Source organism: Sphingobium sp. TomMM7A, assembly GCF_055397305.1.
In genome coordinates this window covers 1997185-2024007 of sequence record NZ_AP027311.1, presented here as the reverse complement: position 1 = coordinate 2024007, position 26823 = coordinate 1997185, and the positions used below count along the sequence as shown (strand labels likewise).

Genomic DNA, 26823 nt, shown 5'->3' with positions numbered 1-26823 from the left:
GGAAGGTCAGCGGCAAAAGCCACCTCTTCCACCCATATCGAAATGAAAATGGTCATGATGCGCGACATTATAGTCGGGGCTCAAAACCGTGCGGAACCGCTTGCAGGCGCTCGCTCTGACTACCTCCAGAAACTGCCGCGTCTGCCGGTCGCCATTCCATCCCTGCTCTATGGTAATCCGCCGCCCGTCTGACAGGACAAAAGCCGACACATCCACCGCATTGCTGTGCGCATGTTCGGAAAGCCTGCCGCTGCCAGCGATCGGCCGGCAATTATAGGTGCCGAAAGTCTCGATCCGCTCGATCTCCGCGCCCAGGATCAGTCGCGCGGCAGGCTGCACGCCATAGCGCGCCCATGCCGCGAAATTGGCTGCCAGCCCGCATGTCATCGCGCCCAGATTGGTGGCAGGCACGCCGATGTCGAGCAGCTTGACGCTACCCATCGCCGAACAGCCGCCGCCGAAATTCTGGTCGGGCAGGGGGGTGAACAGCACCGATTGCGATTGCAGCTTCACCAGGCACTGTCGCAATTCCATCGTCGGAGGCGCGGCAGGACGGGCATTTTTTACAGGCTTGGACGGACGCTCCACCCGCCCGCGCGGGACGAGGTCGCCGCCGCACGATGCTAATGTCATGCACAGCGTCAGCAGGGCCGCCTGGCCCGCGCCGCGTATCGCCGCTTTCCCCCTGACCCACTCGTTCATGATCAACCATTTACCATGGCTCACGCAATTGAGGGTTAACGAGCGCAACGGTTCGTCGCATCCAGACATTCAGCTTGACTCTTCCCCTGCGATCTTTAGGGCGGCCAGCGGGCCACGCGGTCCCAACGCCGCGCGAGCTCTCTGCAAGGAGAAGCGTACATGACTGATGTTACCGCCGCCGACGCCACCACTGCGCCCGCGGCCAAGCCGACGACCAAGCCGGCTCGCCCCTATTTCTCGTCCGGTCCCTGCGCCAAGCCTCCGGGCTGGAGCGCCGACAAGCTGAGCGCTGAATCCCTCGGCCGCTCGCACCGCGCCAAGATCGGCAAGACCCGCCTCGCTTACTGCATCGACCTGATGCGCGAGCTGCTGAACCTGCCCGACACCCACCGCATCGGCATCGTGCCGGGCTCCGACACCGGCGCTTTCGAAATGGCGATGTGGACGATGCTGGGCGCCCGCCCGGTGACGACGCTGGCCTGGGAAAGCTTCGGTGAGGGCTGGGTGACGGACGCCGCCAAGCAGCTGAAGCTCGATCCGACGATCATCCGCGCCGATTATGGCCAGCTGCCCGATCTGGGCACCGTCGATTTCAGCAACGACGTGCTGTTCACCTGGAACGGCACCACTTCGGGCGTGCGCGTGCCGAACGCCGACTGGATTCCGGCGGATCGTGAAGGCCTGACCTTCGCCGACGCCACCAGCGCGGTCTTCGCCTATGAGATCGACTGGACCAAGATCGACGTCGCCACCTTCTCCTGGCAGAAGGTGCTGGGCGGCGAAGGCGGTCATGGCGTGCTGATCCTCGGCCCCCGCGCCGTGGAACGCCTCGAAACCCACACCCCGTCCTGGCCGCTGCCGAAGGTTTTCCGCCTGATGGCGAAGGGCAAGCTCGCCGAAGGCATCTTCAAGGGCGAGACGATCAACACCCCCTCCATGCTGGCGGTCGAAGACGCGATCTTCGCGCTGGAATGGGGCAAGTCGCTCGGCGGCCTCAACGGCTTGATCGCGCGCAGCAACGCCAATGCGGCAGCGCTGAACAAGATCGTCGAAGAGCGCGACTGGCTCGGCCATCTCGCCGCCGACGAAGCGACCCGCTCGACCACCAGCGTCTGCCTGACCGTCGAGGGTGCGGACGAAGCCTTCATCAAGAGCATGGCTGGCCTGCTCGAAAAGGAAGGCGCGGCCTATGACGTCGCGGGTTACCGCGACGCCCCGGCGGGCCTGCGCATCTGGTGCGGCGCGACGGTAGAGACCGCCGATATCGAAGCGCTTGGGGCCTGGCTCGACTGGGCCTACGCGACCGCCAAGGCTGCTTAAACCAAATCCCAATATCTCCGTCATCCCAGCGAAAGCTGGGATCTCAGGCCTCTAGGTACGATTTCACCGCCTGAGATCCTGACTTTCGTCAGGATGACGAATTGCAAGAAAGGCAATTCGTCATGCCCAAGGTACTCATTTCCGACAAAATGGACCCCCGCGCCGCCGCGATCTTCCGCGAACGTGGCGTCGAAGTCGACGTAATCACCGGCAAGACCCCGGACGAACTGAAGGCGATCATCGGCCAATATGACGGCCTCGCCATCCGCAGCTCGACCAAGGTGACCAAGGAAATCCTGGACGCTGCGCCTAACCTCAAGGTCATCGGCCGCGCAGGTATCGGCGTCGATAACGTCGATATCCCTGCCGCCTCGGCCAAGGGCGTGATCGTCATGAACACCCCGTTCGGCAACTCGATCACCACCGCCGAACATGCCATTGCGCTGATGTTCGCGCTCGCCCGCCAGCTGCCCGAAGCCAACGCCCAGACGCAGCAGGGCCTGTGGCCGAAGAACGGCTTCATGGGCGTTGAAGTCACCGGCAAGACGCTGGGTCTGATCGGCGCGGGCAATATCGGCTCGATCGTCGCCAGCCGCGCGCTTGGCCTCAAGATGAAGGTGGTCGCCTTCGACCCCTTCCTCACCCCCGAGCGCGCCGTTGAAATGGGCGTGGAAAAGGCCGATCTCGACACGCTGCTGGCGAAGGCGGACTTCATCACGCTGCACACGCCGCTGACCGACCAGACCCGCAACATCCTGAGCAAGGAAAACCTCGCCAAGACCAAGAAGGGCGTGCGCATCATCAACTGCGCCCGTGGCGGTCTGGTCGATGAAGCCGCGCTCAAGGAAGCGATGGATTCGGGCCATGTCGCTGGCGCCGCGCTGGACGTGTTCGTGCAGGAACCAGCCAAGGAATCGCCGCTGTTCGGCACCCCCAACTTCATCTGCACTCCGCATCTGGGCGCATCGACCGACGAAGCGCAGGTCAACGTCGCGCTTCAGGTCGCCGAACAGCTCAGCGACTATCTGCTCGACGGCGGCATCACCAACGCGCTGAACGTGCCGAGCCTGTCCGCTGAAGAAGCCCCCAAGCTCAAGCCCTATATGGCGCTCGCCGAGGAACTGGGCAGCCTCGTCGGCCAGCTGGAAGGCGACCGCATCCAGGGCGTCTCGGTCGAGGTCGAAGGCCATGCCGCCGAACTTAACCAGAAGCCGATCACGGCGGCGGTCCTCGCTGGCCTGATGCGCGTCTATTCCGACACGGTGAACATGGTCAACGCACCCTTCCTCGCGAAGGAACGCGGCCTCGATGTCCGCGAAGTGCGTCACGATCGCGAAGGCGACTATCAGACCCTCGTCCGCGTCACGGTGAAGACCGAAGCGGGCGACAAGTCGGTGGCTGGCACGCTGTTCGGCCACGGCAGCCCGCGCCTTGTCGAGCTGTTCGGCATCAAGGTCGAAGCCGACCTTGAAGGCCACATGCTCTACATCGTCAACCAGGACGCGCCCGGCTTCATCGGCCGTCTCGGCTCAACGCTCGGCGAAGCAGGCGTCAACATCGGCACCTTCCACCTCGGCCGCCGCAGCCAGGGTGGTGAAGCCGTGCTGCTGCTGTCGGTTGATGGCGCGGTCAGCGAAGCCGTGCTGAACGACATCTGCAAGCTCGCAGGCGTGAAGACGGTGAAGCTGTTGAAGTTCGCCTGACGTCTAAAAGCCCTCCCCCCTCGGGGGGAGGGTTGGGAGAGGGGGAAGCAACGGTGCGCCTTGATCCAAAACTCAAGGATCGCGCCAAACAAATGCGCGCCCACCCCCACCCCCGCCGAACAAAAGCTCTGGCTCGCCCTCCGGGCCAACCGCTTCGAAAACCAGCAATTCACCCGCCAGACGATCATCGCGCCCTACATCGCCGATTTCGCGTCCAAGGCTGCCAAGCTCATCATAGAGATCGACGGGGATACACATTCCGCCAAAGATCGCTATGACGCACGGCGAACAGAGTTTCTGGAATCGCTAGGATATCGCGTGCTTCGTTTCGGCAACCCGGATGTGATGGGAAATATTGAGGGCGTACTCAGTGTGATTGCGCAAGCGTTGCGCCATTCCCCCTCTCCCCAACCTCGGCCAGAGTCACGTGCCTCTGGCCGACCCCAAGGGGGGAGGGAGTCAAAATAATGACCATCCCGCCCGGCCTCCTTCCCGAAGGACTCTCCGACCGCCTGCCGCCGCAGGCCGAAGCCTCCGCGCGCCTCGCGCGCCGCGTGCTCGATACGGTCGCGTCGCATGGTTATGAGCGCGTCATGCCGCCGCTCGCCGAGTTTGAGGAAACGCTGGTCAGCCGCCTCAAATCCATGCGCGCGCAGGATCTGGTTCGCGCCGTCGACCCAGTGTCGCAGCGCAGCCTCGCTCTGCGCCCCGACATGACCGCACAGGTCGGCCGCATCGCCGCCACCCGCCTCGCCAGCGCGCCCCGTCCGCTACGCCTGTCCTATGGCGGCCCGGTGATCCGGCTGAAGGCCAACCAACTCCGCCCCGAACGCGAACGGCTGCAAGTCGGCGCCGAACTCATCGGCAGCGATAGCGTTGCCGCCGCCGTCGAGATCGTCAACGTAGCGATCGAGGCGCTGCAAGCCGCGGGCGTCACCGGAATCACGATCGACTTCACCCTGCCGGACCTGATCGACAGCCTCGCCGCCGGACCGCTCCCGCTCGCTCCCGAAGACATCGAGGCCGTCCGCGCCGAACTCGACGCCAAGGACGCAGGCGCCCTCGCTGCGATCAGCCCGGCCGCCGCCGCCTATCTTCCGTTGATGGAGGCCACCGGCCCCTTCCACCCCGCGATGGAAAAGCTCGAAGCGCTGAGCGCGCAACTCGGCGGCGCGATCAACAGCCGCATCGCAGGCCTGCGCGCCATCGCCAAGCCGATCGGCTGGGACATCACGCTGACGCTCGACCCGACCGAACGCCACGGCTTTGAATATCAGAACTGGTTCGGCTTCTCGATCTTCGCGGAAGGCTTCATCGGCGAGATCGGCCGGGGCGGTAGCTACGCCATCACCCGCGCGGACGGCTCGGAAGAACCGGCGATCGGCTTCTCGCTCTACCCCGATCCACTCATCGACGCGGGTTTCGGCGCGGAAACGCCTCAGCGCCTCTTCCTGCCCCTCCACCACGACCAAAGTCGCGCCGCGCAACTTCGCGGGCAGGGCTGGCAGACCGTCGCAGCCCTCGCAGGCCAGGAAAATGGCGAAGCACTGCGCTGCACCCATTGGCTGGACGGCGACGAACCGCGCCCCTACTGACTTGACGCATAGGGGGCAGCGCGGCTAACGCGCGCCCCGCATAGGGCGTGAAGCGTCCGCTTGATCCCACCGGCATGCCGAGTCCCGTCGAAGGGCATGGCCGGTCCCCGCGGCGGGCGGAGGACTGTATCTGTGGCTAACGTGACCGTGATCGGCGCCCAATGGGGTGACGAAGGCAAGGGCAAGATCGTCGACTGGCTGTCGGAGCGCGCCGATGTCGTCGCCCGCTTTCAGGGCGGCCATAATGCGGGCCACACGCTGGTTGTGGGCGAAAAGGTCTACAAGCTCTCGTTGCTCCCCTCGGGCATCGTGCGCGGCACGCTCAGCGTCATCGGCAACGGCGTGGTCCTCGACCCCTGGCACTTCCGCGATGAAGTCGCCAAGCTGAAGGGGCAGGGCGTGGAGATCACCCCCGAAAATCTCCAGATCGCCGAAACCTGCCCGCTGATCCTGCCCTTCCACCGCGACCTCGATGGCTTGCGCGAAGACGCATCGGGCGCGGGCAAGATCGGCACCACCCGCCGTGGCATTGGCCCTGCCTATGAAGACAAGGTCGGCCGCCGCGCCATCCGCGTCTGCGACCTCGCTCATCTGGACGATCTCGGCCCGCAACTCGACCGCCTGACCGCCCATCACGACGCCCTGCGCGCCGGTTTCAACGAAGCGCCGATCGACCGCGACGCGCTGATGGCGGAACTGCGCGACATCGCCAGCTTCATCCTGCCCTTCGTCAAACCTGTCTGGCTAACGCTCAATAAGGCGAAAGCAGAAGGCAAGCGCATCCTGTTCGAAGGCGCGCAGGGAACCCTGCTCGACATCGACCACGGCACCTATCCCTTCGTCACCTCCTCCAACACGGTCGCAGGCACGGCAGCGAGCGGCACCGGCCTTGGCCCCAATGGCGCGGGCTTCGTGCTCGGCATCGTCAAAGCCTACACCACTCGCGTTGGCTCCGGTCCCTTCCCGACGGAACTGGAGGACGAAACCGGCCAGCGCCTTGGCGAGCGCGGCCATGAGTTCGGCACCGTCACCGGCCGCAAGCGCCGCTGCGGCTGGTTCGACGCCGTGCTGGTACGCCAGTCGGTCGCCGTCTCGGGCGTCACTGGCATCGCGCTCACCAAGCTCGACGTGCTCGACGGCTTCGACACGCTCAAGATCTGCGTCGGCTACAAGATCGGCGACCAGACCTACGACTATCTCCCCGCCCATGCGCAGGACCAAGCGAAGGCACAGCCCATCTACGAAGACATCGAAGGCTGGCAGGACACGACGGCGGGCGCCCGCAGCTGGGCCGACCTGCCCGCGCAGGCGATCAAATATATCCGCCGGATCGAGGAGCTGATCGGCTGCCCGGTCACGCTCGTCTCCACCAGTCCCGAGCGCGAGGACACCATCCTCGTGCGCGATCCCTTCGCGGATTGATCCGATGGCAGGCGATCGCTTCGAGCGTCACAAACAGCCCTGGACGGCGGATGAGCTGCAAAAGCTCCATTCTCTGGCGAAAAAGGGCATGGCACTGAAAGCGATCGCCAAGGCCCTGACCCGCAGCGAGGAGTCGGTAAAAGCCCGCGCCAAGCAGGACGGGCTTTCGATAGCGAAGTTGCGCTAAAGCCTCATCCCCAACCCCGTCATGCCAGCGAAAGCTGGCATCTCGGGCCTATGCGTCCTACCCCATCCTGAGATGCCAGCTTCCGCTGGCATGACGCATAGAATGGCCGATATGCTGGACGCGCGCTCATGCCGATGCGACAAACCTCCCCCTAACAGCAAGGGAGCGCCGCGATGCCACTCAACCTCCTCATCCTCTACGGCTCCTACCGTCGTAATCGCATGGGCATCCGCCTCGCCGACTATCTCATCAACGGCTTCCAGCAACTCGGCCACAAGCCCGAACTCATAGACGCGATGCAGGTCAGCCTTCCCATGCTCGACCAGCGCTACAGTGACTACCCGCCCGGCCAGGCCCCCGCAGCCATGGCCGCGCTGGCCGACCGCCTCACCGTTGCCGATGCCTTCGTCTTCGTGACCGGCGAATATAATCGGGGCGTTCAACCCGGCCTCAAGAATCTCGTCGACCACTATCTCAAGGAATTCGACCGCCGCCCCGCCGCCATCGCCAGCTATTCGGCGGGCCGCTATGCCGGGGTCAACAGCCACGCCGCCTGGACGGTGACGCTGTCCGCCATGGGCATGGCCGTCATCCCGGAACGTTTGAGCGTCGGCCAGATCGCCCAGACGCTTGATGAACAGGGTCAGCCACAGGGTGACGGCGGCGCGGCGCTCGAACGCGGTTTTGCGGGTTTCGCGAGCAGCCTCATTTGGTGGGCGGAAGCGGCGAAGGCAGCGCGCTGACCTCCCCCCGTTGCAAAGAGGGCGTAACGCGCAGCCGGTAAATTGTCCCCCGCCCGCATCCAAAGGAGGGCCGCTTTGTTTATGCCCTCCTGTGCTGAAATCCGGAGAAATGCATGATCGTCAATGCCGCGCCCAGCCTGCGCCAGATTGCGAGTGAAGTTTGGAAGCCGCTCGCCCTGTTGTTCATCTGGGACTGCGCGGTCACGATCACCTATTTCATCCTGCCCTTTCGCGCGCCACCGCTGCCGCTTACCCTGTTCGGCTCGGCGCTGGCGCTCTTCCTCGGCTTTCGCAGCAATTCATCCTATCAACGCTGGTGGGAAGGCCGCATTCTCTGGGGAGCGATGATCAACGCCTCGCGCAGCCTGGCGCGTGCCACGCGGAACTTCCTGCCCGACCCCGAAGCGCGGGACCTGAAGCGAGAGATTATCAAACGACAAATCGCCTATGTGAACGCCTTGCGATGCCAGTTGCGCCGCCAGCCCTTCGACGATCGCGTTACCGGCTTTATCGAGGAGCGGGACAAGGGGCATGCCCTCGCGCGCTCCAATCCGGCCAATGGCCTGCTGGACAGCACCGGGCGGCGGATCGACATCGCCCGAAGGGAAGGGTGGATCGATACTATCCAGCAAACGCAGATGGAACGGACGCTGGTCGATATCTCCAATGCGCAAGGGGGCATGGAGCGGCTCAAGAACACGCCGTTGCCTATCCAATATCGGTTCCTGCCGACGCTGTTCACGCATCTCTTCTGCGTATTGCTGCCGATCGGGCTGGTGGAAACCCTCGGCCTTGCGACGCCGCTGGGGTCGACGGTGGCGGGCCTCATGTTCCTCGCCGTGCTGCGGATTGGCGATGATCTGGTCGATCCCTTCGCTAACAGCGTACATGACGTGCCACTCTCCGCCATGTGCCGCACGATCGAGATCGACCTGCTCCAATCCATCGGCGACGATGCGCCTGCACCGGATCAGCCGGTTAGGGGCATATTGTGGTAGCGGTCAGCTTCGCGGTTCTTCGTCCACCATGTCCGACGCCAGTTCCAGCCCAGCGCGGCCATGCGCGGGCGTATGGGCTGGCGCCTTGGGATGCGGCACGAATTCGGGTTCCTCGACCTCCAGCATGCCTTCCCATTTGGTGATGACCGACGTTGCGATGGCGTTGCCCAGCACGTTGGTGGCGGTGCGGCCCATGTCCATGAAATGATCGACGGCCAGGATGAAGGCGATGCCTTCCACCGGCAGGTCGAACTGGCCCAGCGTCGCCGCAACGACGACGAGCGAGGCGCGCGGCACGGCGGCGATGCCCTTGCTCGTCACCATCAGCACCAGCAGGATGGTGATCTGCGTCGCGATCGGCAGGTCGATGCCATAGGCCTGCGCGATGAAGATCGTGGCGAAGGTCGAATACATCATCGACCCGTCGAGATTGAACGAATAGCCAAGCGGCAGCACGAAGCTATAGATACGACGGGGGACGCCGAACCGGTCCAGCTGCTCCAGCATCTTGGGGTAGGCGGCTTCCGACGATGCCGTGGAAAAGGCGATCAGCAGCGGCTCGCGCACATATTTGAGCAGCTTGATCATCCGCCGCCCCAAGAAGATCGCCCCGGCGCCACAGAGCAGCAGCCACAGCGCAAAGAGCGAAAGGTAGAATTCGCCCACCAACTCGCCAAAGGTCTTGAGCACGCCCAGCCCCTCGGTGGTGATCGCCGACGCCAGCGCCCCGAACACGGCAAGGGGCGCGACCCGCATCACATAGCCCGTCACTTGCAGCATCAATTCGACCATCGCCTCGATAACGGTGACGATCGGCTTGCCCTTCTCGCCAATGGCGGTCAGCGCGACGCCCACGAACAGCGAAAAGACGACGATCTGGAGGATCGAATTTTCCGCCATCGCGCCCACCATGGACGTGGGGAAGACATGCAGGACGAAATCCCTGAAATTGAGTGCTTCGGTATTCACCGCGGATTGCGCGCCTGACCGGACAAGGTTCAGCCCTTCACCCGGCGCGAAGAAATTGACGAAGAAGAGGCCGAGCGTCAGCGATATGAGGCTGGCGATGATGAACCAGGCCAGCGCCCGCCCGCCGATCCGCCCCAACGCCGCGCTGTCGCCCATATGCGCGATCCCCGCGACCAGCGTCGAAAACACCAGCGGTGCGATGATCATCTTGATGAGGTGGAGGAAAATGTCGGCCAGCAGGTGGAAATATCCTGCCACATCCTTGGCAAGGGTCTTGTCGGCTCCGACCCACAAATTGGCCGCAAAGCCGGTGAGAACGCCCAGGATCATGCCAGCAAGGATGAAGGCCGTCAGTCGATTCCGCATGCAACCCCTCTTAGCCGTGCTGGCCTCACATCTAACAGGCGCCGACCGGAACGCCTATCCTGTTGAACGAATGACCGCAGCCTTATCCTCCCTGCGCCGGAGGCGTGGGGAGGGGGACCAGCCAAAGGCTGGTGGAGGGGAAATGCGCAACGCTGGCCACGCTCCCTCCACCACCGCTACGCGGCCCCCGCGCCTCAAGGATAAAGCAGCCCTTCGCGCCAACCATCGCCATCCCGCTCGAACAACCGCCGTTCGTGCAGCCGATGCTCACGGTCCTGCCAGAATTCGATCCGCTGGGGTACCACGCGAAATCCCGACCAGTGCGGCGGGCGAGGCACCGGCCCACCCTCGAACCGGGCGACCGCATCATCATAGCGGGCCATGAAAACCTCCCGAGACGGCAGCGGTCGCGACTGGTCGGAAGCCCATGCGCCCAGCTGGCTGTCACGGCTGCGCGTCGCGAAATAGGCGTCGGCCGCAGCCTCATCCACCGTCTCGACAGGCCCTTCGATCCGGATTTGCCGCCGCAGCGACTTCCAGTGAAACAGCAGCGCCGCATGCGGATTGGCGAGCAAATCCTCGGCCTTGCGCCCTTCGAAGTTAGTATAAAAGATAAAGCCTTCCGGCCCATGCCCTTTCAGCAGCACCATCCGCACCGACGGCCGCCCGCGCGCGTCGGCGGTTGCCAGCGCCATTGCGTTGCTGTCGTTGATCTCGGCGTCGCGCGCTTCGCCATACCATTGGTCGAACAGGATGAAGGGATCGGTCATGCTGCTGATCTACGGCTGGTTTCCGTTCATGTCGATGGCCGCGCCGCTTGAACGATCGTGACTATTTCGCCACATAAGGTGCAAATCAGCTTTCACGAACAAGGATAGACACTCGGCAATGGCGGATCCCTACTCCACTCTGGGCGTCGCGCGCGGCGCGAGCGAGGCAGAGATCAAGTCGGCCTACCGCAAGCTCGCCAAGGAGCTTCACCCTGACCGGAATCAGGATAATCCCAAGGCGGCCGAGCGTTTCTCGTCGGTTTCCAGCGCCTATGAGCTGCTGTCGGACAAGGATAAGCGCGCGCGTTTCGACCGGGGAGAGATCGACGGCGACGGCAATCCCACCGCTCCCTTCGGATTTGGCGGCGCTGGCGGCGGCGGCGGTTTTCGTGGACGTCCGGGTGGCGGCGGCGGCTTTGAATTCAACGAAGGTGCCGACTTCGGCGACATTTTCGAAGGATTGTTCAGCGGCGGCGGCGCCCGGCGCGGTGGCGGCGGTTTCGGTGGCTTTGGCCGTGGCGGCCCGCCGCAAAAGGGCGCCAATGTATCCTACCGCCTCGCCGTCGCGTTCGTCGACGCGGCCACCCTCGCGCCGCAGCGGATCACCCTGCAGGACGGCAAGAGCATCGACCTCAAGCTGCCTGCTGGCGTCGAAACCGGCACGCAGATGCGGCTGTCGGGGAAGGGGCAGGCGGGGCCGGCCGGGGCAGGGGACGCGATCGTCACTATCGAGGTGAAACCGCACCCATTCTTCACCCGCGACGGCGACAATGTGCTGCTCGACCTGCCCATCACCCTCGACGAAGCGGTGAAGGGCGGCAAGGTCAAGGTGCCCACCGTCGATGGTCCGGTGATGCTCGGCGTCCCGGCCGGGACCACATCGGGCAAGACGCTGCGCCTGCGCGGCAAGGGCTTCACGCACAAGGCTGGGGAGCGGGGCGATCAGCTCGTCCGGCTGCTGATCGACATCCCCGGTGACGACCCGGCGATCCTGTCGCTCGTGGAAAGCTGGCAGGATGGCCGTGCCGTTCGCGCCCATCTGGGCGTCTAGGGCGTTAGGAGGGCATGCCGCAGCCTTCACCCTACTCACCCGAATCCCGCCGCAAACGGATCGCGGACGACGCTCGTGCCCATCTCAACCGCGGCATAGCCAAGGTCCGACCCGGCAGCCACGCCTTCGAAATCATGAAGCGGGTGGCTGTCGGCACCTATAGCGATGGCTTCATCCACGCGGGAAACCTCGCCTATCTCTCGCTGATGACGCTCTTCCCCTTCTTCATCGTCGCGGCGGCGGTTGCCAGCATCTTCGGCCGGTCGCAGGATGGCCTGGCGGCGGTGGGCGCTTTCCTCGAAACCGTGCCGCCCGGCGTCGCCAGCGTGGTGAAACAGCCCATCATCGACGTGCTCACCGCCCGCACCGGACCGCTGCTCTGGCTGGGCGGCCTTGTTGGCCTGTGGACGGTGGGGAGCCTCATCGAAACCATCCGCGACATTCTCCGCCGCGCCTACGGCACCAAAAGCACGCGGCCTTTCTGGCACTATCGCCTGACCGCCATCGGCATCACGTTGGTCAGCGTGTTTGCCGTGATGTTCGCCTTTTCCCTTCAGGTCGTCATAACCGGCATCGACCAGTTCCTGCACCAGCTGCTGCCCTTCGCGGACCAGGCGATGCAGATCGTCACCCTGACGCGCGCCCTGCCGATGCTGATCCTCTGCGTCGCCCTTTATTATCTCTATTTCTCGCTGACACCCAGCGCCTACAAGGACAAACGCTTTCCCAAATGGCCCGGCGCGGTCGCCACGGCGCTTTGGTGGTATGGCGTCACCATGCTGTTGCCCCCCACACTTTCGCTGCTCGGCGGCTATGACCGCACCTATGGCAGTCTGGCTGGCGTAATGATCACACTCATTTTTTTCTTCCTCGTCGGGCTTGGCGTGGTAATTGGCGCGGAACTCAATGCGGCGCTTGCCGAATTTCCCGAAGAGGAAGTGGAGCGCGGCATGGAGGATCGTAAAGGGAACGGGACGGTAGAATGACGGGCTTGATGGCGGGAAAACGAGGTCTCATCATGGGCCTGGCGAATGACAAGTCGCTCGCATGGGGCATTTCCAAGGCATTGCGCGCACAGGGGGCTGAGCTGGCCTTTTCCTATCAGGGTGAGGCGCTGGCCAAGCGCGTGCGCCCGCTTGCCGAGGAACTGGGATCGGACTTTTTGATCGATTGCGACGTTTCCGACATGGACAAGCTCGACGCGGCCTTCGACGAAGTGAAGGCACGCTGGGGCAAGCTCGATTTCGTGGTCCACGCGATCGGCTTTTCCGACAAGAATGAGCTGCGCGGCAAATATGTCGACACCAGCCTCGAAAACTTCCTGATGACGATGAACATCTCGGCCTACAGCTTCGTCGCCGTCGCCAAACGCGCCCGTGCGCTGATGGCCGAGGGTGGCAGCATGCTGACGCTGTCCTATTATGGCGCCGAAAAGGTCATCCCCCATTACAACGTCATGGGCGTGGCCAAGGCGGCCCTGGAAACCAGCGTGAAATATCTGGCAATGGACCTGGGACCGGAAAATATCCGCGTCAACGCCGTTTCGGCAGGCCCCATCAAGACGCTGGCCGCCAGCGGCATCGGCGATTTCCGCTACATCATGAAGTGGAACGAGCTGAACAGCCCGCTCCGCCGCAACGTGACGATTGAGGATGTCGGCGGCGCGGCCCTCTACCTCCTGTCGGATCTGGCATCGGGCGTGACCGGCGAAGTCCACCATGTCGACGCAGGCTACAACGTCATCGGCATGAAGGCCGAAGACGCGCCGGATATCGCGCTCGACAAGGGCTGATCCGGGCTAGGGACAGGATATGAGCTTCAACACCTTCGGCCGCGTATTCCGCTTCACCACCTGGGGCGAGAGTCATGGTCCGGCCATCGGCGCGATCGTCGATGGCTGCCCTCCCGGCCTGCCGATCAGCGAAGCCGACATCCAGCCCTATCTGGACAAGCGCAAGCCCGGCACATCGAAGTTCACGACCCAACGCCGCGAACCGGACGAGGTCCGCATCCTGTCGGGCGTGTTCGAAGGCAAGACCACCGGCACCCCGATCAGCCTGATGATCGAGAATACCGATCAGAGGTCGAAGGATTATTCGGACGTCGCCAAGGCTTATCGGCCGGGTCATGCCGACTATGCCTACGATGCCAAATATGGCTTTCGCGACTATCGCGGCGGCGGTCGTTCGTCGGCGCGTGAAACCGCCAGCCGTGTCGCTGCGGGCGCGGTGGCCCGCCTCGTCCTGCCGGAGGTCGATATCTTCGCCTATGTCAGTGAGATAGGCGGCGACGCGATCGACTATGCCCGTTTTGACGCGGCGGAAATCGACAATAACCCCTTCTTCTGCCCCGACCCTGAAGCTGCCAAGCGGTGGGAGCAACTGGTGGACGGCGCGCGCAAGGACGGTTCGTCCCTTGGCGCCGTGGTCGAATGCGTCGCGTCCGGCGTGCCCGCGGGCTGGGGGGCGCCGCTCTATGCCAAGCTCGACAGCGAACTCGCCGCCGCGATGATGAGCATCAACGCAGTCAAGGGGGTGGAAATCGGCGACGGTTTCGCTGCTGCCCGCCTGCGTGGCGAAGACAATGCCGATCCCATGCGGCCGGGCGAAGAGGGGCCAGCCTTCCTTGCCAATCACGCAGGCGGCATTGCGGGCGGTATCTCGACCGGCCAGCCGGTGAAGCTGCGCGTCGCTTTCAAGCCGACCAGCTCGATCCTCATCCCCGTCGAAACAATCACGCGCGATGGCGAAGCATCCGACATCATCACGAAGGGTCGCCACGACCCCTGTGTCGGGATTCGCGGCGTGCCCGTCGTGGAAGCGATGATGGCGCTGGTGCTGGCGGACCAGAAACTCCTGCATCGCGCGCAATGCGGCGGCGCATAACCGGCTGACACGAGCCGATTACCCGTCGAAAGTCACGTTAGCGCGAGACGACTCAGTAAATCTGCGTTAACATCGGCACCATAGATCGCCCGCGGGAGGGCGAGCGGCAGTGCGTAAGCCTGGGGAGCGTCATTCCTCACCGGCCTTCGGGCCAAAATTGGATTGACGGTCAAAGCGTCCCCTCAAGCCGCGAACACGGGCCAGCCATTTCATATGGCTGGCCCATTTCGTATCCCACCCACGTCATGCCAGCGAAAGCTGGCATCTCAGGCCCCTGCATCGAACGCCAGATCACTCTCCCCCTTGACGCACATCCAGACCAATGTCTCCTCGCTGGCCCTATCGCCCGGCGTCACCGCGCGTCATCATCGGCGTCACAAGCCAGCGGAAACCCGATCCATGACCAGCCTTCCCTTCACCCAGGTTGACGCATTCGCCGACGCGCCCTTCACCGGAAATCCGGCTGCCGTGATGCCGCTCGGCCGCTGGTTGGACGATGCCACCCTCCAGGCGATCGCGGCTGAAAACAACCTGTCGGAAACCGCCTTCACCGTTCCGACGCCCGATGATCCCGACGCCAATTATGCGCTGCGCTGGTTCACGCCCACGGTCGAGGTGAAGCTTTGCGGCCATGCCACGCTGGCGAGCGGGCATGTGCTGATGGGCGGCCGCACCGCGCTGCGCTTCCGCACCCGTGACGCGGGCGTGCTGACGGTTATGCGCGACCGGGATGGCTATGCCCTTTCCCTCCCCGCGTGGCACCTGGAGCCGCGCGCGCTGCCCGATCTTGCGGCCGGGCTCGGCGGGGAGCCGCTTGAGTCCCATTGGCGCGACGGCGGGTACAGCCTGTTCCTCTTCCCTGATGCTGCGGCCGTCCGCGCGCTCCAGCCTGACTTTGCGGCATTGACGGCGCTCGGTGACATCATGCTGATTGCTACGGCACCGGGCGAGGACAGCGACATCGTCAGCCGCGTCTTCGTGCCCGGCGGCGGCGTGGACGAGGATCCTGTGACCGGCTCGGCCCATTGCCTGCTTACACCTTTCTGGGCGTCCCGGCTCGATAAGGTAAAGCTCAGCGCCGTGCAGGCATCTGCTCGCGGCGGTCGCCTTGGCTGCCGTCTGGACGGCGATCGGGTCATCCTGACCGGCGCCTGCCGCACGGTGATAGAGGGGCAGTTCCTGCTTTAGGCGAACGATATTGAGCTTGGCGGCAGCCGGGCCGCTTCAACCCTCAAGCCTCGTCGCCGAGCATCCCGATGATCGGGAAGATATGCCGGACCTTGCTGCGGTGAATGGAAGCGGTCACCCGGTCCTTATATTGGGTCAGGCCGATCAGGTTGCGGTCCCGCGCGCTCAGTCTGCCTATCGTCCAAAGCGATCGTTCCTCTTCGTCGCGCAGTTGCACGATTACGTCGGTATCAATGGAGGCAGGCTTGATCCTGTCCAATATCACCCGCTCGCCTGCCCGGAACCTCGGCTCCATCGCTTCGCTGGGGATGTAGATCGCGAAATAGCGGGCCGCGTCGGCACGGCCGAATGGCGCGGGGATAAAGGCGGCCGGCTGGGTGAAGTCGCCCTCCCACATCTCCAGGTCGTTGGCCAGCGATATACTGTCCTCGTCCGGGAACAGCAGGGACGCGGCATAAACCGGGATGGTCCTTTCACTCGGCATAGCAAAGGGCAGGGGCCGCTCTTTCACCAGATGAGTAGGTGCCGGTGAAGGGGTGGCGGTGATCCCTCTTGCCTCGCACATGGCGAATGGCTCGGGGAATGCTTCCTTGAGCTTGGATATGCTCCGGGCCGAAAGGGAATAGCCGACCGAAGGTGTTGGATAAATCCGGGTCAGCGTCGATGGAGCCAGCCCTGATCGGCGCGCTACTTCCGTCGCCGACAGGCCGGTTTCCTCTATCAGGCAGCTGATCAGCCCACGCGCTTTCTGCTGATCCCACTCATAATCAAAAGACATGTTTTTCTGCGCCTGTTCTTGGCACACCCGTGCGACCACCTGGAGAAACGACGATCGCAAACCTTGCGTCGCCTTTTGTTCGTTGTTGTTTCTAGAAGCGTTCACACCGCTGTCGCAAACCTGCCAAGTGCATATTGAACGATCATACAATTTGCGCACTTAAGAATCCAGAATTTTCATGGAAAAGGCCAAAAGCCCGACCCAAATCCGTCAAATCTCGGAGCTATTTGCGCACATCTTTGCGACGCCGCAAAAAGCGATTGCGAACCAATGCGATTGCGCATAGGAGATTTGCGCAAGTTGCGCACACGCACGTGAAGTGCGTCTAGCAATGTGCAGGGGGTGAAGGGGATTTCACCGCGCATATCAGATGCGGCAGGTCGGGTGGTGTCGTCCCGGCCCGGATGTCCCCTTGTGCCGTCTGGCTTTGCGGCTTTGCACGATGACTAGGGGAATAAAGAATGAGAAATAACTCGAAACTGCATCGGATGCTGCTCTTGTCAGCCTCGATGCCGGCGATGGCGCTCCTCGCCAACGCCAGTGGAGCCTCAGCCGCTCCCGCAACTGTGAACGTGCCCACCGGCGCGGGTACAAGCGCCGCGGTGAACGCCAGCATCGATGCCGCGATCACCACTCCTGCAAACCCTGACCTTACGGTAACGATCGCCTCGGGCGCGGACATCAGCGGCGGCAGCGTCGGCTATGATTTCGTCGCGGGCGGCTATGCCGCTGGCGAGGGCGATGGCGCTGTTTCACTGACCAACGATGGCCTGGTCACCGGCATCGCCTTTGGCGGCGTCGGCAGCACTGCCGCCGCCAACAACTTCACCGCCACCAACAATGGCGAAGTCACGGGCAGCATCAGCGCAACGGACTTCGGCGGCACGGCTTCGGTTACCAATAACGGTTCGGTAGGCGGCAGCGTATTCGGCTCGGCCTATGGTGATGTTGCGCTCGTCAACGGTCCCGCGGGCGAAGTCGGCGGCAGCCTGATCGGCTCAGCCCTTGATGCCGCCAACGTCTCCGTCACCAACAACGGTTCCGTCGATGGCGACCTTGTTGGCACGGCAACGACCGGTTCTGTCACCCTGGCCAATAGCGGCTCGGTCGGCGGCAGCGCCTTGGCCTCGACCACTGATGGTGCCATCTCGATTACCAATGCGGCCGCTGGACGGATCAGCGGCGACGTAGATGCCGATTCGGACACCGGCGCGATCACCATCGCGAACAATGGCCAGGTCCTCGGCCAGACTACCGCATCGAGCGGCAGCACGGTCTCGACCAGCACCGGTCCCACGGTCACCGTATCGGGAACGACCACGACCACGCAGTCGAGCAGTTCGAGCGAAACCGTCGGCGGCGACGTCACCGGCACCTATGCGGGCATCAACGGCTCGCTGAACTTCGGCACCGGCAATGACGGCAGCGTCAGCCAGTTCTCCGCCGCCAACAGCACGGCTACCGTCAGCGGCAGCGTCTATGGCGATGTGTCTTCTGTAGCCCAGGGTGGGTCATCCGCAACTGCCAGCACGGACGTTGCGACGGACTCCCGCGATGGCGCAGGCACCGGAACGGTCGTCGCCACCAGCCTCGACACGACCGATTTCGCCACCACCGGCGGCACGAGCACCGTCAACATCAGCGGAACGGTTGCTCCCGGTGATTCTGGCCGCAACGGCGATGTGTTCTCCTCCGGCAACGCAGGCAGTGCGGTCAACGTCAACGGCGGCCAGATCTCGGGCAACGTCACCTCGACGAGCCAGGGCTTCGCCATCAACCTGACGAACGCCTCGGAAAGCACCGACACCTATGACGCTGGCGTTCTGCAGGGAACCAGCTCGTCCGCCAGCTCGCAGTTCACCCAGAGCCAGACCGGCGGTGCGGCTTCCGTCGCGCTTCAAGGTGCGGCGAATGTGGGTGGCAACGTGAATGTTACGGGCACCGCTTGGGCATTGGCCGACATCGGCGCGGATGCAGCTGTCGCTGGCAACGTGTCTGTCAGCACCGCGCAGGTCGGCCCGTTCGCCTTCACGCCCGCTGACGTGGCATTCGCCACCTCCGCAACGCGGACGGTAGACGCCGCTGGAGATGGCACGGCTACTGTCACCACCACCTCGACGCAAACGGCTCCGGCCGCTGCTGGCAACGCCACGCTCAACAATGCCGGACGCATCGATGGTGACGGCAGCGTCACCTCGGCTTTCGGCAACGCGAGCGCCAACATCACCGGCTCGGTCGGCGGATCGGTCTTCGCCTCGTCGGGCACCGACCTGTCAAACAGCGAGAGCGTTGACAATTACAGCGTCACTGGCGGTATCGACACGCTGACGACCAGCACGCAAACCAACAGCTTCACCTCCGCAGGTGGTCAGGCTTCGGTCGTCGTGGATGCTCCCTCGCAGCAGGGCGTGCCCAGCGTGGCGGGCAACGTCTTCGCTTCCGGCGTAGGCGGTGCATCGATCACCATCGGCCAAGGCAGCGTCATCGGCGATGCCAACAACGGCACCGGCGGCAACCTTTTCGCCAGCAGCTCGGGCTTCGACAGCAGCGAAGAAACCGTCACCACCTATGCGGCTGATGGCTTCACCCCCGTCAGCGTCGTAACGACGTTCACGGGTCAGCCGGTCGGCGCCGCGGCTTCGGTCACGAACAACGGCACTGTCCTTGGCGATGTCGATGTCGAAGGTCTGGCCTCCGCCTCGCTCGTTAACAATGGCTCGCTCGGCACGCCGGGTGCGGGCAATGTGTTCAGCGTTTCCGCGTTGGACGGTGGCGGCTCCGCGACGATCACCGACACCAACCCGACCGACGCTGGCACCCGCACGATCGCGGCAAACGTCACGGCGGCTCCGGCAGGCGGCAACGCCAGCTTCACCAACAACGGCATCGCCTTTGGCGACGTCGAGCTGGAGGGCGTCACTGGTGCTGTCACGAACAACGGCATCCTGACGGGCAACACGACGCTCGGCGGATCGGTGTTCAGCGGCACGGCTACTGTCGATGCGACGGTCAACACGACCGCCGTCACCGTCACGGCTGCTCCTGCGGCTCAGACCTACACCGTCGATCAGAACGGCATCTCGCGCGGTTTCACCGTGACGGGTGCGGTATCGACGCAGGGCGAAGTCGCTTCCGAACTGGCTTCGCTGGTTTCGGGCGCGGGCGTTCCCCTGAACGCATCGCAGGTTGATCCTGCCGCGTTCAACCTCAGCGTGGGTGGCGAAGCTGCCGTCAAGACAGCCGACATCAAGGCGGCGATCAACCTCAACAACGGGTCGATCACGCTCGGCGACATCGACGCACAGCGCGACGACAGCGGTGCCTATCTGACCGACACGACCGTCAACCTGAACGGCGGCGGTTTCCTGGGCGCCCGCGAACTGAAGCTGGCTGGATCGACCACCCCGGCCAACTTCACGCCGGTCGCGACCCTGCCGCAAGACGCGCAAGGGCTGTTCAACCCGACGGCCGTTCGCGTGCTGGGCGTCAACACCGTCAACAAGACGGGTGCTGGCACCTTCGTGGTGACGGGCGCCGAATATGTTCCGGCTGAAGGCTCCTCGCCTGCTGCCTGGACGATGGATGTCGGCAACCTCAACGTGCAGGCTGGCGAACTCCAGCTGGACGTTGCTTCGGACGACGCGGTCTTCGGGATCAAGGGCAACATCAACAATGATGCGACCCTCGTCCTCGGCCGCCGCGCACCGACCTTCATCCGCACGGTCGGCAACAGCATCGTCACGCCGGGTCCCGAAGCCATCAAGGGCATCGAAGTCTATCAGCAGGGCAACTACACCCAGACTGCCAACGGCACGACGGTTGTGGGCGTCAACCCCTCGCTGGTCCGCTTCGGCAGCCTGAACGTCAACGATGGCGGTTCGGCTCCGGAAATCCTGGGCCCGATCACCGGCGGAGTCGGCATTCCCTACTTCACCACTCCGGAAAATGCGGGTGTCTTCTCGACTCCGTCGTCCGTCACGGTGGACGGGAACCTGAACCTGGCTGGCAAGGTCGCTGTGACCGTGTCGAAGGACAGCCTCTATTCCACGGGCGACGGCTACACGCTGTTCACCTACACCGGAACGGGCGATGTCACGGCAACTGCGACCCCGTCGCTTAGCTCGCAGTTCGTCACCTTCGGCCTGAAGCATGACACGACCGCCAAGACCGTGGCGATCGAAGCGACCCGCAACAGCTATGCTGTCGGCGCGACGAACCCCAACGCAGCTGCTGCGGCGGTGGGTCTCGACAGCGCTCTGGCTGACGTCATCGCCCGGGTGAAGACGGACGCTGCTGGTGGCAATGGCTTTGCTTCGGTCACGGAGATCGCCAACGCTCAGGACATCGCCAACATCGCGGCCGGTCTCGACTGGCGCCTGAACAGCGCTCAGGCGGCGCAGGTCTTCAACGAGCTTTCCTCGGCGGAGATTTACGGTTCGCTTGCTGCGGTGGATCAGAACGCGGTCTTCAACACCACGGTCAACCGTCTGGCGGCACGTCGCGGTTATGGAGAGGCTCTGGGCACCCAGCTCTGGTTCAACCCCTCGGCTAACTTCGCCAAGACGGGCGGCACCCGTTCGGGCGCGTCGAAGATCAAGACCAACAGCTATGGTGGTGCCTTCGGTATCGACGTCGCTTATCAGGAAGACGGCGCCTTCGGCATCGGCTTCGGCTATGGTCAGCATGACGTAACCGCTCAGGGTTCGCCGGAAGAAGCGCAGGTCCGCACCTACACCATCGGTGCCTATGCGACGCAGGGCTTTGGTCCCTTCTACGGCAGCTTCCAGTTCGCCTACGGCTTCTCGAAGTTTGAAGTCGAACGCGACCTGACCCTGCTTGCCCGCACGATCGAAGGCAACTTCAAGGGTTCGCAGTGGGATGCCAGCCTGGAAATGGGTTATGACTTCGCGGCCGGTAACGGTCTCGTCGTAACGCCCTTCGGTAAGCTGGCGCTTCGCCGCTGGTCGATGAACGGCTTCACCGAAAAGGGTGGCGCAGGCATCGGTCTCAACGTCGAAGACGCGTCGAAGACGGTCTTCTCGCCGGTCATCGGCGTGAAGGCCGGCGCTCTGCTGGGTGATGTCGATGGTGTGGCTTACCGCCCCTATGCCAAGGTGCAGTACAGCTTCCAGGGCAACATCGGCAGCGATCGCACCGTCCAATATGTGGGCGGCGGCAATGCCTTCAACCTGAAGGGCGTCGATCCCGATGGTCATGGCCTGATCGAACTTGGCATCGACACTTCGGTGAACAAGCGCGTCAACCTGTTCCTGTCCGGCGGCTACGGCTTCGGTGGGCACAACAGCCTGGCTCAGGTCCGCGGTGGCATCAGCTTCGGTTTCTGATCCAACCCTCCTCATGCACTGGGCGCGTCGATTTCGACGCGCCCTTTTTTTGCTCCAGCTACCGTGCTGGCAGACCATGACATTCCAGGATTGGAACGACGGGCATGAATATGAAATGGGAACACTATGTCGCTGACATGCTGATCGAGCGGCTAAGGCAACATCATGTTGAGCTTCTGACGGGCGAACAGGAAACGATATGCTTCTTCGTCGATCCAACGTCCCCATCCACCCGTCGTTGGACAGTCAGTGATTATGACAAGGGCGTGGTCGATGGCGCCATTCGCGAACTGCAACACCTCATCCACTCGTCCCCGCTGCTCAAACGTGCCATATTCGATCGACTGTCGGCGTCAGGCAGCGCCGAAGGGGCGCACCGCCAGCGGGTTCGGGGATAGGCCGCGATGCCCAAAGGGACATGGCATGTGGAAACCGGAATATTGCGCATCGGCCAATGGGGCTATGCGCTGGAGAGAGATGATGGCGGCACGTGGCAGCTTGACGCCCCCCGATCGGCGCGACGCTATCTCGACAGGCGAGTGACGGTAGAGGGCAGGCGGTCGGGCTTTGACCTGCTGGACGTGCATCGCATCTGTCCGGGCGACGGTCTGCGGCAACGGCTGCCGCCTGGCTGGTCGGCACTATTTGGGCGCTTCAGCCTCGGCTGACGTGGCGGCCTCTATAGCGTGATCGTTTTACACGGAAGCATGAGCATTAGGGCCGATTTTCCGTCACCCCGGGCTCGACCCGGGGTCCCGCTGCCTCGGCAGCATCAGAAAAGAAGTGGAACCCCGGATCCAGTCCGGGGTGACGATCACTCAAACATCATCATGCTTTAGCGAGCGGACGTAGGCCCAGACGAGTTCGCCATCATGCAACGCCCTGTTGTCAGCGCTACCTCCCACCACCGTTCGCGCTGGAGCTTCGGCTTAACGGCGACTGATATCTTGCGTGTGGCGCGTTCGTGGGCTGTCATCCGGGCCTGACCCAGATGTCCTCGGCGAGGCGCCATAGCATCGTGCCTTGTATCTGGATCACTCAGCCCGATGACCGGGCATATTAACATCCGGCGGAAATCACCCTCAGGCAGGAAATAGCCGCATCAATCTTGCCAGCCCTTGCTTCACGGCCGTTCGCTGCTTCTTTTCCGGTGACGCCCCGATCCGAACGATCGTCAGCGCCTGACCCGGCGACACCAATATATATTGCCCCCCATGTCCCACACAGCCAAACAGGCTGCGCGGCGCATCCCCCGGCATCAGTACGCTTTCCTCGCTTTCGCGGTTCAGCCAAAGATGCGCGCCATAGGCCGCATTGCGCCCTGAAGGTGTGCGCATGAAATCGACCCATTTTTCCGGCACGATCTGATGTCCGTTCGGCCCCCGCCCATGGTTCCGCAGCAATTCGCCAAAACGCGCATAATCGCGCGCCGTCATATGCAGGAAACTGCCGCCTATCATCGTGCCCGCCGCGTCATATTCCACCGTCAGGCTCTTGATCCCCGCCGGAATCTTCAGCCGTCCGTCGATAAAGGTCTGCATCGCCTGCCGCCGTACATCCGGATCGGGATTGCTGGTCAGCATCCGCGCCATCAGGTCGCCCAGGATCAATGTATTGCCTGTCGAATAGGAAAAGCGCGAACCCGGCGCATGCGCCAGCGGCTTCGCCTCGGCAAAGGCGCTCATGTCCTGCGCGCCGTCGGTGAACAGCATCCGCACCGTGTCCGCCTCGGCCAGCGGCTCGTCATCCTCGACATGGTCCAGCCCTGACGTCATGGCGAGCAATTGCCGCAGTGTAATCTTTCCGCGCGGATCGCCCGGCTGACCCCATGCCGCGACCGGCACCGGCGAATCCAGCGCCAGCCGCCCGTCAGCAACCATCAAGCCAACCAGCACCGCCGTCACGCTCTTGCCCATCGACCAGCCAAGCAGCTTGGTTTCCGGCCCGAATCCGGGCGCATAGCGTTCCGCGACGATCTCGCCGCGATGCATGACGATCAGCGCCCGCGTCTCGCCGACATCCTCGTCGCCCTCGAACAGCGGATCGATCGCGGCGCGCAAATCCCCTTCATTCACGCCCGCATCCGCCGACACGCGATAATCTGTCGCCGGATCGGCGGCGCGCACGGCGAGGCCCCCCGCCAGCGCCAGCAGCGACAAAATGGCAGCGCCTGCGCCAACAGCCTTTACGCGTTTCCGATCGAGCTTCATAAGCCGCGCCCTTAGCACGGCTCATCGGAAAGGGGAGCATGTCCGCACGCCCGAAATGGATTTATGCGCTCGCCGCCATCGTCGCGCTGCTCGTCCTGCTGCTGGCATGGAACTGGAGCGCCCTGCGCGCCCGCGCCGCCGTGGGCGCTGGTTTTGGCGCGCGCGTCACCTGTTCCTGCCGTTATGTGGAAGGGCGCGCAATGGACAGCTGCAAGGGCGACAAGGAACCCGGCATGGCCTTCGTCACCCTCTCGGACAATCCCGAATCGAGCAGCGTCGAAACCAGCGTCCCGCTCCTGGCTTCCCGCACGGCGCGCTACCGCAAGGGCTGGGGCTGCCTCCTCGACCCAATCGACTAGGGCGCGCGGAAGCGCCGAAGACCCAAAATAGCGCGCCGCGCCTTTATATGGGTCACTAACCCCGTTCGGGCTGCCCGAACGAGTCACTTGCCTCGTTCGAATGTCGAAGCCCTCTTCTTTCCAAAGAAGTTGAACCAGGACGCGAACGGTAATGGGGGCAGCGCCGATTAAGACGCGATGCCCTAAAAGCGTTTCGGCCACAGCGCTCGGCAAACCCTCTGCCCGCAAATCCACAGCACAGCCACTTTATCAGCCCACCTGAAGCGCGACCTTCTTCCGTCGCGCATCTGCATTGCCTCGCCAGCCGAACCCGCTACAGCCGCCAGATGCGTTCGGACATCCCCAGTCTCCTCCACGACATTTTCGGCTTCCCCGGTTTTCGCGGCGTACAGGAACAGGTCGTCGAACGCGTCATGGCGGGCCAGCCGACGCTCGCCATCATGCCGACGGGCGCTGGCAAATCGCTTTGCTACCAACTCCCCGCCGTCGCGCTCGATGGCTGCTGCGTCGTCATCTCGCCCCTCATCGCCCTCATGCACGACCAACTCCGCGCGGCGCAGGCGGTCGGCATCCGCGCCGCCAGCCTGACCAGCGTCGATGCCGACTGGCGCGAAACTCAGGACCGTCTGCGCAATGGCGACCTAGACCTGCTCTACGTCGCGCCCGAACGCGCAAGCGGAGAAGGTTTCCGCAGCCTCCTCCGCTCGGCAAAGATCGCCCTTTTCGCCATAGACGAAGCGCATTGTGTATCCGAATGGGGCCACGACTTCCGCCCCGACTACCGCCTGCTCCGCCCTCTGCTGGACGAGTTCCCTACCGTCCCGCGCCTAGCGCTCACCGCCACTGCCGACCACCACACCCGCGACGACATCCTCGTCCAGCTCGGCATCCCGCGCGAAGGCCTCATCATCGCGGGCTTTGACCGCCCAAATATCCGCTACGCCGTCCACCCCCGCGACGGCCTTCCTCGCCAGCTGTCCGATCTGATCTCCGCCCGCGAAGGCCCCGGCATCGTCTACGCCCCCACCCGCGCGGCCACCGAAAAGCTGGCCGACACCCTGACCCGCACCGGCCGCCCGACCCGCGCCTATCATGCCGGGCTCGATCCGGCGGTGCGTGCCGCCAACCAGTCCGCCTTCATCGCCAGCGAAGACATGGTCATGGTCGCGACCATCGCCTTCGGCATGGGCATCGACAAGCCCGACGTCCGCTTCGTCGCCCACGCGGCGCTGCCCAAGTCGATCGAGGGCTATTACCAAGAATCCGGCCGCGCAGGCCGCGACGGCGAACCGGCCGAAGCACACCTCTTCTGGGGCGCCGACGACTTCGCCCGCGCCCGCCAGCGCATCGCCGAATTGGACCCCAGCCGCCAGCAGGGCGAACGCACCCGTATCACCGCCCTCGGGGGCCTCGTCGAAACCGGCACCTGCCGCCGCGCCATCCTCCTCCGCCACTTCGGCGAACATCCGCCTGCCAGCTGCGGCAATTGCGACAATTGCCTCAATCCCCCGCCCAGCATCGACGCCACTGAAACCGCGCGCAAATATCTGTCCGCCGTCTATCGCACCGGCCAGAGCTTCGGCACCGGCCATATCGAGCAAGTCCTGACCGGCGCCGTCACCGACCGCATCCGGGAACGCGGCCATGACAAGATTTCCGTCTACGGCATCGTATCAGGCGAGGAGACAGCGCTCCTCCGCCCGGTCTCCCGCGCCCTGCTCGTAAAAGATGCTTTGCAAACTAACGAACATGGCGGCCTCGAACTAGGCCCCAGCGCCCGCCCGATCCTGCGCGGGGAGGAGGAGGTCAGCCTGATCCTCCCCCCACGCCGCGAGCGCCGCCGCCGCAGCGCCCGCAACGGCAATCCGGAAAACCCCGTCGGCGATCCGCTGTTCGACGCCCTGCGCGCCTGCCGCCGCGAACTGGCGCAGGAACAGGGCGTGCCCCCCTATGTGATCTTCCACGATTCCACCCTGCGCGAAATGGCCGAACAACGCCCTGCGACACTCGCCGAACTCGGCCACATCAGCGGCATCGGCCAGCGCAAACTCGACGCCTTTGGCGACGCCTTCCTCGCCGCCATCCGCCCCTTCCTCTAACTACATCCTCTCTCCTTCAGGGGAGAGGATAGGGAGCCTTGCTGCGTTAGCAGCTAGGCGTACTTGGAGAGGGGGAGGGCGGATGCCCCCCTGTGCCCACCCAAAACCCCCTTGAATCCCGCCCCCCACAAGC

At 63.9% G+C, this 26823-nt stretch carries 23 protein-coding genes; 18 read left to right on the top strand and 5 right to left on the bottom strand.

All coding sequences use genetic code 11. The features are described from left to right. Positions 1–6: 6 nt before the first annotated feature. Positions 7–702, bottom strand: a complete 696-nt coding sequence (locus ACZ5ZH_RS10105) for an extensin family protein (RefSeq protein WP_464771416.1) — start codon at positions 700–702, stop codon at positions 7–9. Between the two features lie 159 nt (positions 703–861). Here ACZ5ZH_RS10105 and ACZ5ZH_RS10100 point away from each other — a divergent pair, with 159 nt between their 5' ends. The 8 genes from ACZ5ZH_RS10100 to ACZ5ZH_RS10065 all read left to right on the top strand — a co-directional run bounded on the left by ACZ5ZH_RS10100 (position 862) and on the right by ACZ5ZH_RS10065 (position 8670). Continuing rightward, positions 862–2022, top strand: coding sequence for a phosphoserine transaminase (locus ACZ5ZH_RS10100; protein WP_464771415.1), 1161 nt, complete (start codon positions 862–864; stop codon positions 2020–2022). A 122-nt stretch (positions 2023–2144) separates the two neighbouring features. Next, positions 2145–3725 (top strand): phosphoglycerate dehydrogenase, encoded by a 1581-nt coding sequence (gene serA, locus ACZ5ZH_RS10095; protein WP_464771414.1) that lies wholly within the window; start codon positions 2145–2147, stop codon positions 3723–3725. A gap of 60 nt (positions 3726–3785) precedes the next feature. Next, positions 3786–4193, top strand: coding sequence for an endonuclease domain-containing protein (locus ACZ5ZH_RS10090; RefSeq protein WP_464771413.1), 408 nt, complete (start codon positions 3786–3788; stop codon positions 4191–4193). Next, positions 4190–5320, top strand: coding sequence for an ATP phosphoribosyltransferase regulatory subunit (locus ACZ5ZH_RS10085; RefSeq protein WP_464772634.1), 1131 nt, complete (start codon positions 4190–4192; stop codon positions 5318–5320). The genes ACZ5ZH_RS10090 and ACZ5ZH_RS10085 overlap by 4 nt, the downstream gene beginning before the upstream one ends. A 132-nt stretch (positions 5321–5452) precedes the next feature. After that, a complete protein-coding gene (locus ACZ5ZH_RS10080) occupies positions 5453–6742 on the top strand; it encodes an adenylosuccinate synthase (RefSeq protein WP_464771412.1) in 1290 nt (429 codons plus the stop codon). A gap of 4 nt (positions 6743–6746) precedes the next feature. Beyond that, entirely contained in the window at positions 6747–6929 is a 183-nt protein-coding gene (locus ACZ5ZH_RS10075) for a hypothetical protein (RefSeq protein WP_062113188.1), read from the top strand. A gap of 173 nt (positions 6930–7102) precedes the next feature. Continuing rightward, positions 7103–7672, top strand: a complete 570-nt coding sequence (locus tag ACZ5ZH_RS10070) for an NADPH-dependent FMN reductase (RefSeq protein ID WP_464771411.1) — start codon at positions 7103–7105, stop codon at positions 7670–7672. A 113-nt stretch (positions 7673–7785) separates the two neighbouring features. Beyond that, the gene (locus ACZ5ZH_RS10065) at positions 7786–8670 is read left to right on the top strand and encodes a bestrophin family protein (protein ID WP_460986902.1); all 885 of its coding nucleotides are present in this window, start codon (positions 7786–7788) and stop codon (positions 8668–8670) included. 3 nt (positions 8671–8673) lie between these two features. Here ACZ5ZH_RS10065 and ACZ5ZH_RS10060 read toward each other — a convergent pair whose 3' ends face one another. Further along, positions 8674–10005 (bottom strand): dicarboxylate/amino acid:cation symporter, encoded by a 1332-nt coding sequence (locus ACZ5ZH_RS10060; protein WP_464771410.1) that lies wholly within the window; start codon positions 10003–10005, stop codon positions 8674–8676. 194 nt (positions 10006–10199) lie between these two features. Continuing rightward, positions 10200–10775, bottom strand: coding sequence for a pyridoxamine 5'-phosphate oxidase (pdxH, locus tag ACZ5ZH_RS10055; protein WP_464771409.1), 576 nt, complete (start codon positions 10773–10775; stop codon positions 10200–10202). 118 nt (positions 10776–10893) lie between these two features. Here pdxH and ACZ5ZH_RS10050 point away from each other — a divergent pair, with 118 nt between their 5' ends. From ACZ5ZH_RS10050 to ACZ5ZH_RS10030, 5 genes are all read left to right on the top strand, one after another. After that, positions 10894–11826: a DnaJ C-terminal domain-containing protein gene (locus tag ACZ5ZH_RS10050; RefSeq protein WP_464771408.1), complete on the top strand. Its 933-nt coding sequence runs from the start codon at positions 10894–10896 to the stop codon at positions 11824–11826. A 14-nt stretch (positions 11827–11840) separates the two neighbouring features. Continuing rightward, the gene (locus tag ACZ5ZH_RS10045) at positions 11841–12812 is read left to right on the top strand and encodes a YihY/virulence factor BrkB family protein (protein WP_449474348.1); all 972 of its coding nucleotides are present in this window, start codon (positions 11841–11843) and stop codon (positions 12810–12812) included. Continuing rightward, a complete protein-coding gene (gene fabI / locus ACZ5ZH_RS10040) occupies positions 12809–13618 on the top strand; it encodes an enoyl-ACP reductase FabI (RefSeq protein WP_464771407.1) in 810 nt (269 codons plus the stop codon). The genes ACZ5ZH_RS10045 and fabI overlap by 4 nt, the downstream gene beginning before the upstream one ends. Positions 13619–13637: 19 nt before the next feature. Beyond that, positions 13638–14711, top strand: coding sequence for a chorismate synthase (gene aroC, locus ACZ5ZH_RS10035; protein ID WP_464771406.1), 1074 nt, complete (start codon positions 13638–13640; stop codon positions 14709–14711). Positions 14712–15110: 399 nt separating this feature from the next. Continuing rightward, the gene (locus ACZ5ZH_RS10030) at positions 15111–15899 is read left to right on the top strand and encodes a PhzF family phenazine biosynthesis protein (protein ID WP_464772633.1); all 789 of its coding nucleotides are present in this window, start codon (positions 15111–15113) and stop codon (positions 15897–15899) included. 43 nt (positions 15900–15942) lie between these two features. Here the strand turns inward: ACZ5ZH_RS10030 and ACZ5ZH_RS10025 are convergent, their stop codons facing one another. Next, positions 15943–16677: a hypothetical protein gene (locus tag ACZ5ZH_RS10025; RefSeq protein WP_449474344.1), complete on the bottom strand. Its 735-nt coding sequence runs from the start codon at positions 16675–16677 to the stop codon at positions 15943–15945. A 461-nt stretch (positions 16678–17138) separates the two neighbouring features. Here ACZ5ZH_RS10025 and ACZ5ZH_RS10020 point away from each other — a divergent pair, with 461 nt between their 5' ends. The 3 genes from ACZ5ZH_RS10020 (at position 17139) to ACZ5ZH_RS10010 (ending at position 22690) form a co-directional block, all read left to right on the top strand. Further along, the gene (locus ACZ5ZH_RS10020; RefSeq protein ID WP_464775175.1) at positions 17139–22022 is read left to right on the top strand and encodes an autotransporter domain-containing protein; all 4884 of its coding nucleotides are present in this window, start codon (positions 17139–17141) and stop codon (positions 22020–22022) included. Between the two features lie 110 nt (positions 22023–22132). Further along, complete coding sequence (locus ACZ5ZH_RS10015) at positions 22133–22420, top strand: hypothetical protein (RefSeq protein ID WP_460986894.1); 288 nt, start codon at positions 22133–22135, stop codon at positions 22418–22420. A gap of 6 nt (positions 22421–22426) precedes the next feature. Next, positions 22427–22690, top strand: coding sequence for a DUF5818 domain-containing protein (locus tag ACZ5ZH_RS10010; protein ID WP_464771404.1), 264 nt, complete (start codon positions 22427–22429; stop codon positions 22688–22690). Positions 22691–23104: 414 nt separating this feature from the next. Here the strand turns inward: ACZ5ZH_RS10010 and ACZ5ZH_RS10005 are convergent, their stop codons facing one another. Then, on the bottom strand, positions 23105–24232 hold the full coding sequence (locus tag ACZ5ZH_RS10005; RefSeq protein ID WP_464771403.1) for a serine hydrolase domain-containing protein: 1128 nt from the start codon (positions 24230–24232) through the stop codon (positions 23105–23107). Positions 24233–24270: 38 nt separating this feature from the next. Here ACZ5ZH_RS10005 and ACZ5ZH_RS10000 point away from each other — a divergent pair, with 38 nt between their 5' ends. Continuing rightward, positions 24271–24591: a hypothetical protein gene (locus ACZ5ZH_RS10000; protein WP_464771402.1), complete on the top strand. Its 321-nt coding sequence runs from the start codon at positions 24271–24273 to the stop codon at positions 24589–24591. A gap of 326 nt (positions 24592–24917) precedes the next feature. Beyond that, complete coding sequence (gene recQ / locus ACZ5ZH_RS09995; RefSeq protein ID WP_464771401.1) at positions 24918–26690, top strand: DNA helicase RecQ; 1773 nt, start codon at positions 24918–24920, stop codon at positions 26688–26690. Positions 26691–26823: the final 133 nt, after the last annotated feature.

What these genes read in the sequence shown, in the direction of transcription:
- ACZ5ZH_RS10105 (WP_464771416.1), bottom strand. Translation starts at nt 702, where the DNA reads ATGAACGAGTGGGTCAGGGGGAAAGCGGCGATACGCGGCGCGGGCCAG.
- ACZ5ZH_RS10100 (WP_464771415.1), top strand. Translation starts at nt 862, where the DNA reads ATGACTGATGTTACCGCCGCCGACGCCACCACTGCGCCCGCGGCCAAG.
- serA (WP_464771414.1), top strand. Translation starts at nt 2,145, where the DNA reads ATGCCCAAGGTACTCATTTCCGACAAAATGGACCCCCGCGCCGCCGCG.
- ACZ5ZH_RS10075 (WP_062113188.1), top strand. Translation starts at nt 6,747, where the DNA reads ATGGCAGGCGATCGCTTCGAGCGTCACAAACAGCCCTGGACGGCGGAT.
- ACZ5ZH_RS10070 (WP_464771411.1), top strand. Translation starts at nt 7,103, where the DNA reads ATGCCACTCAACCTCCTCATCCTCTACGGCTCCTACCGTCGTAATCGC.
- ACZ5ZH_RS10065 (WP_460986902.1), top strand. Translation starts at nt 7,786, where the DNA reads ATGATCGTCAATGCCGCGCCCAGCCTGCGCCAGATTGCGAGTGAAGTT.
- ACZ5ZH_RS10060 (WP_464771410.1), bottom strand. Translation starts at nt 10,005, where the DNA reads ATGCGGAATCGACTGACGGCCTTCATCCTTGCTGGCATGATCCTGGGC.
- pdxH (WP_464771409.1), bottom strand. Translation starts at nt 10,775, where the DNA reads ATGACCGATCCCTTCATCCTGTTCGACCAATGGTATGGCGAAGCGCGC.
- ACZ5ZH_RS10050 (WP_464771408.1), top strand. Translation starts at nt 10,894, where the DNA reads ATGGCGGATCCCTACTCCACTCTGGGCGTCGCGCGCGGCGCGAGCGAG.
- ACZ5ZH_RS10045 (WP_449474348.1), top strand. Translation starts at nt 11,841, where the DNA reads ATGCCGCAGCCTTCACCCTACTCACCCGAATCCCGCCGCAAACGGATC.
- fabI (WP_464771407.1), top strand. Translation starts at nt 12,809, where the DNA reads ATGACGGGCTTGATGGCGGGAAAACGAGGTCTCATCATGGGCCTGGCG.
- aroC (WP_464771406.1), top strand. Translation starts at nt 13,638, where the DNA reads ATGAGCTTCAACACCTTCGGCCGCGTATTCCGCTTCACCACCTGGGGC.
- ACZ5ZH_RS10030 (WP_464772633.1), top strand. Translation starts at nt 15,111, where the DNA reads ATGACCAGCCTTCCCTTCACCCAGGTTGACGCATTCGCCGACGCGCCC.
- ACZ5ZH_RS10025 (WP_449474344.1), bottom strand. Translation starts at nt 16,677, where the DNA reads ATGTCTTTTGATTATGAGTGGGATCAGCAGAAAGCGCGTGGGCTGATC.
- ACZ5ZH_RS10020 (WP_464775175.1), top strand. Translation starts at nt 17,139, where the DNA reads ATGAGAAATAACTCGAAACTGCATCGGATGCTGCTCTTGTCAGCCTCG.
- ACZ5ZH_RS10015 (WP_460986894.1), top strand. Translation starts at nt 22,133, where the DNA reads ATGAAATGGGAACACTATGTCGCTGACATGCTGATCGAGCGGCTAAGG.
- ACZ5ZH_RS10010 (WP_464771404.1), top strand. Translation starts at nt 22,427, where the DNA reads ATGCCCAAAGGGACATGGCATGTGGAAACCGGAATATTGCGCATCGGC.
- ACZ5ZH_RS10005 (WP_464771403.1), bottom strand. Translation starts at nt 24,232, where the DNA reads ATGAAGCTCGATCGGAAACGCGTAAAGGCTGTTGGCGCAGGCGCTGCC.
- ACZ5ZH_RS10000 (WP_464771402.1), top strand. Translation starts at nt 24,271, where the DNA reads ATGTCCGCACGCCCGAAATGGATTTATGCGCTCGCCGCCATCGTCGCG.
- recQ (WP_464771401.1), top strand. Translation starts at nt 24,918, where the DNA reads ATGCGTTCGGACATCCCCAGTCTCCTCCACGACATTTTCGGCTTCCCC.